This is a genomic window from Streptomyces aureus, from assembly GCF_001418135.1.
GTDB classification, from domain to species: domain Bacteria; phylum Actinomycetota; class Actinomycetes; order Streptomycetales; family Streptomycetaceae; genus Streptomyces; species Streptomyces aureus_A.
In genome coordinates this window covers 1-11,330 of record NZ_LIPQ01000288.1, presented here as the reverse complement: position 1 = coordinate 11,330, position 11,330 = coordinate 1, and the positions used below count along the sequence as shown (strand labels likewise).

Here is an 11,330-nt window from a genome sequence, read left to right as displayed (position 1 = left end):
CCTCTCGACCTCGGCGTCCCCGTCCATCTCCCCGCCGACGCCGGTGCCGTGCGTGACGGTGACGGGCGACGAGCCCCCCGCGCCGAGAGACGGCGTGACGCCGCCGCCGTGCCCCTCGACGCTCACCCCCACGGAGCCGACGTCCTCGCCGCCGACCTCACCCCCGGACACGCCGCCCACCGACACGCCGCCGTCCGACACCACACCACCGGACGACACCACCCCGCAGGACGACACGTCACCGTCGACCGACGCTTCGGGCCCCGAGTCCGCTCCGGTCACGGAGAGCTAGGCGGATCGGGCCGGCGGGCCGGCGGCGCGAGGCTCCCAGGTTGCGCAGGCTCCGCAGCCGCGCCTGGCGCGGGCGGCACGGGCCACCGGGACCTGGCTGGTGGTGGACGAGACGCTGACGGACATCGCGCTCGACGTGCCTGCGCCGCGGCCGTTCGCGGCGGCGGCCGCGGGCGGTGACAGCGAGCAGATCGTCTCCGTGGGCTCGCTGAGCAAGAGCTGCTGGGGTGGTCTCCGGGTCGGCTGGGTGCGGGCCGCGTCCCGGGTCGTGACCGAACTGGCCCGGGTGCGGATCACCGCCGACCTGTCCGGTTCCGTACTGGACCAGCTGGTGGCCGTCGCCCTCATGGACCGGCTCGACGTGATCCTGCCGAAGCGCCTGGCGGAGCTGCGGCGGCGCAGGGACGCGCTGACCTCGGCCCTGGCCCGCCATGTGCCCGAGTGGCGGTGGACGGTGCCGCCCGGCGGGCTGTGCCTGTGGATCGACCTGGGCCGCCCGGCCGCCTCGGCCCTCGCGGCCCGCGGTCTGCGGCACGGGGTACGGGTGGAGGGCGGTGCCCGGTTCGGTGTGGACCCCGGCACGCACGAGCACCGGCTGCGCCTTCCGTTCACCCTGCCCGAGGACGTGTACGAACCGGCGGCGGAACGGCTCGCGGCGGCCCTCGACGGGGCGCCGGGGCGCTTCACCGACCCGGCGCTGCCGGACTGGGTGGCCTGAGGGCCCCTCGCCTCGGAGGCTTATTCGGATGCCCCCCGACCGAGGTGCGTGTACGGTCCACCGAGTGGAACCATTGACCGACAAACAGATCCGCTCGTCCTTCGTGAACTGCACCAAGGGCGAGGCGGCACGCCTCAAGCTGCCGCTCGACTTCGCCGAACTCCCCTGGGAGGACCTGGACTTCCTCGGCTGGGTCGACCCGGGTGCGCCGCTCCGCGCCCACCTCGTCGTCCCCCGCGCGGACGGTCCGGTCGGCGTGAGCCTGCGGGTTCCGGCCGCGGGGCGGACCAGCGCCATGAAGTCGAGCATGTGCCAGGTGTGTCTGACCGGGCACGCCTCCTCCGGCGTCACGCTGCTCGTGGCGCCGCTCGCCGGGCCGCGGGGCCGCGAGGGGAACACCGTCGGGATCTACCTCTGCGCCGACCTCGCCTGCTCCCTCTACGTGCGGGGCAAGCGGCAGCCGAAACTGCGCGGCCGGCGCCAGGAGGAGTCCCTCACGGTCGACGAGCAGGTCGCCCGTCTGACGGGCAACCTGGACGCCTTCATCGCCCGGGTGACATCGGGCTGAGCCCGGGTGGGGCCGAACCCGCGCCGGGCCTACGTCGGGCCGGGCCCAGGTCGGCCGCCCGCGTCAGGCCGGGCCGGCGTCGGCCGGGCCCAGGCAGGCAGAGCCCGCGTCAGGCCGGGCCGGCGTCAGGACGGCCCTTCGGCCCGGCTCAGCGGAAGGCCTGTTCGCCGGTGAGCGCCTTGCCGATGACCAGGGAGTGGACCTCGCTCGTGCCCTCGTAGGTGAGCACCGACTCCAGGTTGTTGGCGTGGCGCAGCACCGGGTACTCCAGGGTGATCCCGTTGGCGCCCAGGATCGTGCGGCACTCGCGGGCGATGGCGATGGCCTCGCGGACGTTATTCAGCTTGCCCACGCTGACCTGCTCGGGGGTGAGCGTGCCGGCGTCCTTGAGCCGCCCCAGGTGGAGGGCGAGCAGCATGCCCTTGCCGAGTTCGACGGACATGTCGGCGAGCTTCTGCTGCGTCAGCTGGTACGAGGCGAGGGAGCGGGCGAAGACGGTCCGCTCGCGGGCGTACGAGATCGCCGTCTCCAGGCAGTCGCGGGCGGCGCCGAGGGCGCCGAACACGATGCCGAAACGGGCCTCGTTGAGGCAGCCGAGCGGGCCGGACAGGCCCCGGGCGTCCGGCAGCACGGCGTCGGCCGGGAGGCGGACGTCCTCCATGACCAGTTCGCTGGTGACGCTCGCGCGCAGCGACAGCTTCATCTTGATCTCCGGGGCACTGAACCCGGGGGTGCCGGCCGGAACGAGGAAGCCGCGTACGCCGTCCTCGGTGCGGGCCCAGACGACGGCGACATCGGCCACCGAGCCGTTGGTGATCCACATCTTGGTGCCGTTGAGGATCCAGTCGGAGCCGTCGCGCTTGGCGTTGGTCCGCATGGCGCCCGGGTCGGAGCCCGCGTCGGGTTCGGTGAGGCCGAAGCAGCCGATGTACTCCCCCGCCGCCATCTTCGGCAGCCACCGCTGCTTCTGCTCCTCGGAGCCGTACTTCCAGATCGCGTACATGGCGAGCGAGCCCTGCACGGAGACGAGGGAGCGCAGTCCGGAGTCGACCGCCTCCAGCTCCAGGCAGGCGAGGCCGTACGCGACGGCGTTGGTGCCCGCGCAGCCGTAGCCCTCCAGGTGCATGCCGAGCACCCCGATGCCGCCGAGGGTGCGGGCGAGTTCGCGCGCGGGGATCTCACCCTTCTCGAACCAGCCGGCGACGTGCGGGCGCAGCTCGCGGTCGGCGACGGCGCGCACGGTCCGGCGGATCTCGCGCTCCTCGTCGGTCAGCAGTCCGTCGACGGCGAGCAGGTCGAAGGGGTGGACGGGGGCGGAGCTGGACTGCGACGACGATGGCGACTGCGACGACTTCACGGACGGCCTCCTGGCGGCTGTGGCAACTCGGCGAGGCGAAGCGTAGCCCCAGATCGGATATTGGATCCAGTATTGAAAATCCCATATCCCGGCCCTACGGTCCGAGGGGATCCGATCGCCACTGAGGGAGAGCGGAATGCGCGCAGACCAGCCGGGCACGCCGGGACCGACGGCGGCCGGCGCCCTGTCCGGGATCGTCGTCGCCGACTTCGGCCGGGTCCTGGCGGGGCCGTACATGACGATGCTCCTCGCCGACCTGGGCGCGGACGTGATCAAGATCGAGCGGCCGGGTTCCGGGGACGACACGCGCGCGTGGGGGCCACCGTTCGCCGACGGCGAGGCCACCTACTTCCTCGGGGTCAACCGCAACAAGCGCTCGGTCGCGCTCGACCTCACCGACCCCGACGACCTCTCGACGGCGCGCGCGATCGTGGACCGCGCGGATGTCCTGGTGGAGAACTTCCGCCCCGGCACGATGGAGAAGCTGGGCCTCGGGTACGAGGACGTGCGGGCGACCAACCCCGGTCTCGTCTACTGCTCGGTGACCGGCTTCGGCACCGACGGGGGCGCCCGGCTGCCCGGTTACGACCTGCTCGTCCAGGCCATGGGGGGTCTCATGAGCGTGACGGGCGAACCGGACGGACCGGGGACGAAGGCCGGGGTCGCCCTGGTCGACGTCATCACCGGGCTGCACGCGGGCATGGGCGTCCTCGCCGCCCTCCGCCACCGCGAGCGGACCGGCGAGGGCCAGCGGGTCGAGGTCTCGCTGCTCTCCTCCCTCCTGTCGGCGCTCACCAACCAGGCGGCCGCCCACCTCGGGGCGGGGGTCGTGCCGCGCGCGATGGGCAACCGGCACCCGAGCATCGCTCCGTACGAGGTGTTCGAGGCACAGGACCGGCCTCTGGTCCTGGCCGTGGGCAACGACCGGCAGTTCCGGGCCCTGTGCGAGCGGCTGGGCCTGCCCGGCCTCGCCGAGGATCCGCGGTTCGCGACCAACTCGGCCCGCGTCGCCCACCGGGACGAACTGGTGACGGCACTCGCCGGTCCGCTGGCGACCCGTACCGCCGACGGCTGGTTCGAGGAGCTCACCTCGGCCGGGGTGCCGTGCGGGCCGATCAACGACCTGGCCGCCGCGTTCGACCTCGCCGACCGGCTGGGGCTCGCCCCGCGCGTCCCGGAGTCCGCCGCGGGACCCGGTCAGGTCGCGCATCCGGTCCGGCTCGGCGGGACCCCGCCCACGTACCGCGCCGCTCCCCCACGCCTCGGCGAGCACACGGAGGGTGTGCGCGCCTCGCTGGGGCGGACGGAGGAGAGCGCCACGGGAGGTCCGTGACCACGCGCGCGTAGGAAGATGGTCGGCACCGGTGGAGAGATCGTCCGGTGGGCAGCACGAGGGATCGGAAGGTCACAGGCGATGAGCAGCGCGGTGCAGAGGCGGCGGCCGCAGACCGCCCAGCAGTTCGTTCTCGAGGAACTGCGGCGCGCCATCACCAGCGGGGAGCTGAGGCCCGGCGGGCAGATCCGCCAGGACGCCCTCGCGGCCCGGTTCGAGGTGAGCCGGGTACCGCTGCGCGAGGCACTGAAGGCCCTGGAGGCCGAGGGTCTGGTCGTCCATCACATCCACCGGGGCTACTTCGTCGCGGAGCTCTCGCTCGCCGATCTGGAGGAGATCTACCGGATCCGTGAGCTCCTGGAGACGGAGGCCGTACGGATGGCGGTACGGCGGATGCCGGACGGCATCGTGGCCACCCTTGAACGCGTCCAGCGCGAGGTGGAGCAGGCGGCCGACGAGGGCGACGTGCCGGCGATGGCGGCGGCGAACCGGCTCTTCCACTTCACGCTCATCGAGGCGTCGGGGATGCCGCGTCTGGTGCGCCTGATCGCGACCCTGTGGGATTCCACCGACGCGTACCGCTCGCTCTACTACACCGAGGACCCGCACCGGAAGCAGGCTGTCCGCGAGCACCGCGCCGTCATCTCCGCGCTCCGGCACGGCGACGAGGCCGCCACCGTCCGCTGGTTGGACGAGCACCGGGCGCACGCGGTGGCGGCCTTGCGCGAGGTCCTGGACCTGGAACGGGAGTGAAGCTCACGTACCGCGCCGAGCGCCGACATCCGGAACTCCCTGATCAAAAACATCGGCGCACCGTAACAGGCGTACCGGATAGGCTTCTCGCCATGCATCACGGGGGATTGGTCAACATCGTCGACGTCGAGGCGACCTGCTGGGAGGGCGAACGCCCGCCCGGCGCCGTCAGCGAGATCATCGAGATCGGGCTGACCGTGGTCGATCCGGGCGCGGGTGAGCGGGTCTCCCGGCACCGGATCCTGGTGCGGCCGGCCCGCTCGAAGGTCAGCGCGTTCTGCACCGAGCTGACCGGGCTCACGCAGGCGGAGGTCGACACCGGTCTGGACTTCGCCGCCGCCTGCCGGCTGCTCGCGACCACGTACGAGGCGGGTATGCGGCCCTGGGCGAGCTGGGGAGACTACGACCGCAAGCAGTTCACCCACCAGTGCCGGGTCACCGGCACCCCGTATCCCTTCGGGCGCCACCACACCAACGCGAAGGCCGTGTTCACCGAGGCGTACGGCCTTCCCAGGCGCCCCGGTATGGCGCGCGCCCTGGAGGTCGCGGGGCTGCCGCTGGAGGGGCGTCATCACCGGGGCGAGGACGACGCCTGGAACATCGCGGCGTTGGTGCTGCGGCTCGCGGAGCGGGACGCGTGGCCGCGGGCCGGCGCGGTGGACGTTCCGTAGGCGCCTCGGGGACCTGCGGTTACCCTGGCGCCGGACGCGAGGAGGAACCATGGGGCGGATGCCGTCGGCCGAACGACGCAGACAGCTGGTCGACGCGGCGATCAGGGCCATGACCAGGGACGGGGTCGCCCGGACCACCACCCGGTCGATCTGCGCCGAGGCCGGGGTCTCGCTGAGCGTCTTCCACTACTGCTTCGAGTCCAAGCAGGCGCTCCTCGAAGCCGCCATCGAGACGATCAACAGCGATTACGTGGCGCGCGTGATGTCGGCGGTCGAGCCGGGCGCGACCCTGCGCGAGACCGTACGGGGCGCGCTCCAGTCCTACTGGGACCATGTCACGGCCCGCCCCGGTGAGCACATGCTGACGTACGACCTCACCCAGTACGCCCTGCGGGAGCCGGGGTTCGAGCACCTGGCGCGCGCCCAGTACGAGCAGTACGTGGTGTCGGCGAGCGCGCTCGTCGAGCAGGTGCGCGCGATGCGGGGCATGGAACCGCGGGTGCCGGTGGAGACGATCGCCCGGTACCTGGCGGCGGCGATCGACGGTCTCACCCTCCAGTTCCTGGTGGTCGGGGACGAGAAGGCCGCGGCGACCCTGCTCGATCTGACGGCCGATCAACTGGTGCTCCTCATCGACGGATGAAGGCTCGCCCCCGCGCTCGGGGGAAGCCTCATGACCATCAACAGGTCATCTGTCCCGGACTATTGACTCACTCCGCCAACACCGCGATCCTCGGGGCGCCCGGTACTCCCCCACCGTCCGGAGGCATCGCTGACCATGACTCGACCCGTTTCGCGCCGGACCGGCGGCAGATTCGCCCTCCTCGCGCTGTTCCTCGCCCTGGCCGCCGTCCTCTTCGGCTCCGGTCCCGTCCCCGCTGCCGCCGCCGGCGGTTCGTGGTGGGAGCCCACCTCCCGGCCCGCGGCCGACTCGCAGATCAATGTCACGGGCGCGCCCTTCTCGGGAACGGACGCGCGGGGGAAGGTGCGCGGCTTCGTCGACGCGCACAACCACCTGATGTCCAACGAGGGGTTCGGCGGCCGGCTCATCTGCGGCCAGACGTTCTCCACGGCGGGCGCCGCCGAGGCGCTCAAGGACTGTCCCGAGCACTATCCCGACGGTTCGGGCGCACTGTTCGAGAACATCACCGGCGGGGCCGACGGCCATCACGACCCGGTCGGCTGGCCCACGTTCAAGGACTGGCCCGCCCACAACTCCCTGACGCACCAGCAGAACTACTACGCGTGGGTGGAGCGCGCCTGGCGCGGCGGTCAGCGCGTGCTCGTCAACGACCTGGTGACGAACGGCCTCATCTGCTCGATCCTGCCCCGTGACCGGAGCTGCGACGAGATGACGTCGATCCGGCTCCAGGCCCGCAAGACGTACGAACTCCAGGACTACGTCGACGGGATGTACGGCGGGCCCGGCAAGGGCTGGTTCCGGATCGTCACCTCCGCGGCGCAGGCGCGCTCGGTGATCGAGCAGGGCAAGCTCGCGGTCGTCCTGGGCGTCGAGACCTCGGAGCCGTTCGGCTGCAAGCAGATCCTCGACGTCGCGCAGTGCAGCAAGGAGGACATCGACCGCGGTCTCGACGAGCTGTACGGACTCGGGGTCCGCAGCATGTTCCTGTGCCACAAGTTCGACAACGCGCTGTGCGGTGTCCGCTTCGACTCGGGCGCCATCGGTACGGCGGTCAACATCGGCCAGTTCCTGTCGACGGGCACCTTCTGGGCGACGGAGAAGTGCGCGGGCCCGCAGCACGACAACCCGATCGGGCTCGCGGCCGCCCCGGTGATGGCGTCGAAGCTGCCGCCGGGCGTGAGCACCCCCTCGTACGCCTCCGACGCGAAATGCAACACGCGTGGTCTGACCCGGCTCGGCGAGCACGCCCTGCGCGGCATGATCGACCGCGGCATGATGCTGGAGCTCGACCACATGAGCGTCAAGGCCGCCGGGCGGGCACTCGACATCCTGGAGTCCGAGGAGTACCCGGGCGTCCTGTCCAGCCACAGCTGGATGGACCTGGACTGGACGGAGCGCCTCTACAAGCTGGGCGGTTTCGTCGCCCAGTACATGCACGGCGCGGAGGGCTTCGTCGGCGAGGCCGGCCAGAAGGCCGCGCTGCGCGCGAAGTACAAGGTCGGTCTCGGCTACGGCACCGACATGAACGGCGTCGGCGGCTGGCCCGCCCCGGTGGGCAGCGGAGCGCCGAACGCGGTGAAGTACCCCTTCCGCAGCTTCGACGGCGGCTCGGTGATCGACCGTCAGGTGACGGGCGACCGTACGTGGGACCTCAACACCGACGGCGCGGCGCACAACGGCCTGGTGCCGGACTGGGTCGAGCAGATCCGGCTCAGCGGCGGCCAGGGTGTCGTCGACGAGCTGGCGGCCGGCGCGGAGTCGTACCTGACCACCTGGAAGGCGACCGAGAACCACGAGCCGGGGGTCAACCTCGCGAAGGGCGCGCCGGGTTCGGCGAGCTCCTCGGAGTGGAACCCGTTCGTCAGCTACGCGCCGGGCCGCGCCCTCGACGGCGACACCGGCTCGCGCTGGGCCAGCGACTGGTCGGACGACCAGTGGCTGGGCGTGGACCTCGGGGCGGTCCGCAGGGTGGGCAGGGTCACCCTGGACTGGGAGCGCGCGTACGCGCGTCAGTACCGGATCGACGTCTCGGAGAACGGCACGGACTGGCGGACGGTGTGGTCCACGGACGCCGGTGACGGCGGGTACGACACGGCGGAGTTCCCGTCGACGTCGGCCCGTTACGTACGGATCCACGGCGAGCGGCGGGCGACCCAGTGGGGCTATTCGCTCTACGAGGTCGCGGTGCACAGAGCCTGAGCACGAACAGGTGGGGCCGGTCGGATCACCTCGTGATCCGACCGGCCCCACTGCCGGTCCTCAACTCCCGCTGGGACCCGTCCAGTCGGCCGGGATTCGGGCGAGCCGCACGCGCTGCGGGTGGTCGCCGACGTCCACGGAGGCCACGCGTCGGCCGGTGGCGAAGTCGATCGCGGTCACCCGGTCGGTGCCGCTCTCGGAGATGACGCAGGACCGTCCGTCGCCGCTCACGGTCGCCCAGTACGGCTTGGACGCCTCGACGAGCGGGCCCTCCTGGAGGGTTGCCCGGTCGACCACGGTGGCGTAGTCGTCCATCGTTCCCGCGACGCAGAGCTTGCTGCCGTCGGGGCTCATCGAAAGGCCGTGGTGGCGCGAGTCGTTGACCCAGGTGGTGCGGTCGGGGTCGGTCTTCGGGTTGCCGGGGAGGACCTTGGCCCGGGTGATGCGGTCGGTGGTGATGTCGTACTCCAGGAGGCCGTTGTAGAAGGAGACCTGGAGGTAGAGCTTCTTCTCGTCCGGGGTGAAGGCGACGGGCCGGACGGCGTCCGAGAGGTCGCCGCGGCCGAAGGCGTCGAGCCGCTCGCGCATGTCGATGACGCGGACGGTCCTGAAGGTCGTGGCGTCGACGACGGTGATGCGACGGTCGCCCTTGGTCCAGTCGAGCCAGGGGGCGTCGAGGGCGGTGGTGACCTCGCCTATGGACATGTTCCACAGGAGCCCGTCGGAGGTGAAGACGTTCTCGTGGGGCTTGTCGCCCGTCTTGAAGGAGCCGATCTCGCGCCCGGTGCCGATGTCGAGGACGTGCACGGTGTTGGCGGTGGACGCGGAGACCGCGACCCGGGTGCCGTCGGGCGACACGGCCATGTGGTCGGCGCGGTAACCGGCCACGGGGAAGCGCCAGTTGATCCGGCCGGTGCGCAGGTCGAGGGAGACGACGTCGGCGAAGCTCGGCCGGGAGACGACCATGGAGGAGCCGTCTGGGGTGGCGTACATGTCGTCGACGAACTGGTCGTGCCCCTCCCCCGGGCCGCTGCGGACACCGAGGAAGAACGCGAGCTTGATGGGGTTCAGATAGATCTCGCGGAGGCGTTCCTCCTTGTCGGGGATGACGTTCACGCGGCCGATGCGGTGGAAGTCGCCCCGGGCGGCGATGACGTCGGCCGTTCCGTCCCAGTTGTTGCCGACGAACATCGCCTCGCGGAGTCCGGTGGCCGCCGACGCCGCTGGGGCGGCCGGTCCGGGGACGGCCGAACCGGTGCCGCCGGCCGTGGCGACGAGGGCGACGGCCACCGCGAGGGCGGCCGCGAGGCGCCGGGGGCGGGTGGACGACGGACGGGGAGAGGGCATACGGGGGTCCTTCTTCCGGCTCGAAGGGCTGACTTGGGAGGTGGCCGCGGACATGACCGCAGACGTGGCTCGGGACGTGACGTGCGGCGTGACTCCAGGTGTGACTGCAGGCGTGACTTACCCGAAGTAACCATGTACATGACAGGTCCTGCAAGTCCCTGTCGCCCCCTCGTCCCGCTCCGGCGCCCGGTAGGAGATCATGGACTCCGGAACCCAGAAGGGACGGAACGGACGATGAGGCACCGCAGTGTCGCCGACCTGATGACGCCGACCGCGGTCGCGGTACAGCCGGGGACGTCGTTCAAGGAGATCGCGAGGCTCCTCGACGAGTACGGCATCACCGCCGTCCCGGTGGTCGACGACGAGAACCGGCCCGTGGGCGTGGTCTCCGAGGCCGACCTCCTGCGGCGGCACACCGCGAAGGACGGGCCGAGCACCGCGGAGGCCATGATGTCGAGCCCCGTCGTGACGGCCAGGCCCTCCTGGACGGCCGTCGAGGCGGCCCGCCTCATGGAGCGGCACCGGGTGAAGCGGCTGCCGGTCGTCGACGCGGAGGGGAAGCTGATCGGGGTGCTGAGCCGGAGCGACCTGCTCCAGCTGTTCCTGCGGAGGGACCGGTCCATCCAGGAGGAGATCCGCGAGGACGTGGTCGTCCGCATCCTGCGGCTCTCCCCCTCCGCCGTCCACATCGACGTCGACGAGGGCCGGGTGACGCTGAGCGGGACGCTCGACCGCGCGGGGATCGGCCCGATCCTCGTCCGGCTGTGCGAGACCGTGGACGGGGTGGTGGAGGTCGAGGACCGGCTGACGTACGAGGACGCGGGCGACGCCGAGGGCGGGGTCCGGTCGGCGTAGGGGTTGGTCGTCACAGCCCGGCGCGGGGGGAGCACGAGAGCCCGGCACAAGGGAGCCCAGAGCCCGGCCCAGGGAAACGAGCCAGGCGCGGAGGAAGGACGAGAAACCGACACAGGAGGAGGCCGAGGCCTGGTCAGGGCGCAGTCACCCCCGGCCCCGGCGCCCTGCTCACGGGCCGCCGGGTCCTCACCCCGCAGACGCCCGCGAGCCGGTCAGGAGACCGCCTCCGGCCAGCCGTATCCGGGTCCGGTGCGCTGGGGTACGGTACCGGCGCCCACCGCCTCCATCTCCCGGTTGGCCTCGCGCATGAGCTTGCCGGCCAGGTCCTTCATCGCCCGGCTCGCCGCGAGCTCGTCACCGATCGCCGGAACGTCGACGTCCGACGGGTTGCAGCGGGCGGAGCCGTGACCCGTGAGGGTCGAGTTGCCGGTCAGGAGCCGAGCCTCGGCCTTGGTCCTGCCGTCCTCCTCGACCAGCTCCACGCCGACGGTCCACTCCAGGGTGCGGGTCATGATCTGCCTCCTCGCACAGCCGGCCTCGCGCGACCGAGGCGCGGCCCCTTCCGATACCTCCAGGATCCATCGGCGCGCGCCGA

11 protein-coding genes and 1 pseudogene are annotated in these 11,330 nt (G+C 71.9%); 8 read left to right on the top strand and 4 right to left on the bottom strand.

From position 1 onward, the window contains the following. Positions 1-282, bottom strand: a pseudogene (locus AOK00_RS23585) (hypothetical protein); the annotation flags it as partial. 73 nt (positions 283-355) lie between these two features. Between AOK00_RS23585 and AOK00_RS23580 the strand changes: the two are divergent. Then, a complete protein-coding gene (locus tag AOK00_RS23580; RefSeq protein ID WP_437441440.1) occupies positions 356-1,009 on the top strand; it encodes an aminotransferase class I/II-fold pyridoxal phosphate-dependent enzyme in 654 nt (217 codons plus the stop codon). A gap of 64 nt (positions 1,010-1,073) precedes the next feature. Continuing rightward, positions 1,074-1,577: an FBP domain-containing protein gene (locus AOK00_RS23575; protein ID WP_055602294.1), complete on the top strand. Its 504-nt coding sequence runs from the start codon at positions 1,074-1,076 to the stop codon at positions 1,575-1,577. Positions 1,578-1,725: 148 nt separating this feature from the next. Here the strand turns inward: AOK00_RS23575 and AOK00_RS23570 are convergent, their stop codons facing one another. Continuing rightward, positions 1,726-2,934 (bottom strand): acyl-CoA dehydrogenase family protein, encoded by a 1,209-nt coding sequence (locus tag AOK00_RS23570; RefSeq protein WP_216822264.1) that lies wholly within the window; start codon positions 2,932-2,934, stop codon positions 1,726-1,728. A gap of 136 nt (positions 2,935-3,070) precedes the next feature. Between AOK00_RS23570 and AOK00_RS23565 the strand changes: the two genes are divergently transcribed. The 5 genes from AOK00_RS23565 (at position 3,071) to AOK00_RS23545 (ending at position 8,533) form a co-directional block, all read left to right on the top strand. After that, the gene (locus AOK00_RS23565) at positions 3,071-4,267 is read left to right on the top strand and encodes a CaiB/BaiF CoA transferase family protein (RefSeq protein ID WP_055602293.1); all 1,197 of its coding nucleotides are present in this window, start codon (positions 3,071-3,073) and stop codon (positions 4,265-4,267) included. A gap of 81 nt (positions 4,268-4,348) precedes the next feature. Continuing rightward, a complete protein-coding gene (locus AOK00_RS23560) occupies positions 4,349-5,020 on the top strand; it encodes a GntR family transcriptional regulator (protein ID WP_055602292.1) in 672 nt (223 codons plus the stop codon). 92 nt (positions 5,021-5,112) lie between these two features. Beyond that, a complete protein-coding gene (locus tag AOK00_RS23555) occupies positions 5,113-5,691 on the top strand; it encodes a 3'-5' exonuclease (protein ID WP_055602291.1) in 579 nt (192 codons plus the stop codon). 49 nt (positions 5,692-5,740) lie between these two features. Then, positions 5,741-6,334 carry a TetR/AcrR family transcriptional regulator gene (locus AOK00_RS23550; protein ID WP_055602290.1) on the top strand — a complete coding sequence of 198 codons (594 nt, stop codon included), beginning with the start codon at positions 5,741-5,743 and terminating at the stop codon, positions 6,332-6,334. 135 nt (positions 6,335-6,469) lie between these two features. Next, a complete protein-coding gene (locus tag AOK00_RS23545) occupies positions 6,470-8,533 on the top strand; it encodes a discoidin domain-containing protein (protein WP_063886643.1) in 2,064 nt (687 codons plus the stop codon). A 60-nt stretch (positions 8,534-8,593) separates the two neighbouring features. On the opposite strand, the gene AOK00_RS23540 is transcribed toward AOK00_RS23545, so the two are convergent. Further along, positions 8,594-9,880, bottom strand: a complete 1,287-nt coding sequence (locus AOK00_RS23540; protein WP_055602289.1) for a YncE family protein — start codon at positions 9,878-9,880, stop codon at positions 8,594-8,596. A 234-nt stretch (positions 9,881-10,114) separates the two neighbouring features. Between AOK00_RS23540 and AOK00_RS23535 the strand changes: the two genes are divergently transcribed. After that, entirely contained in the window at positions 10,115-10,735 is a 621-nt protein-coding gene (locus tag AOK00_RS23535) for a CBS domain-containing protein (RefSeq protein ID WP_055602288.1), read from the top strand. 212 nt (positions 10,736-10,947) lie between these two features. Here AOK00_RS23535 and AOK00_RS23530 read toward each other — a convergent pair whose 3' ends face one another. Further along, positions 10,948-11,247, bottom strand: coding sequence for a DUF1876 domain-containing protein (locus AOK00_RS23530; protein WP_055602287.1), 300 nt, complete (start codon positions 11,245-11,247; stop codon positions 10,948-10,950). Positions 11,248-11,330: the final 83 nt, after the last annotated feature.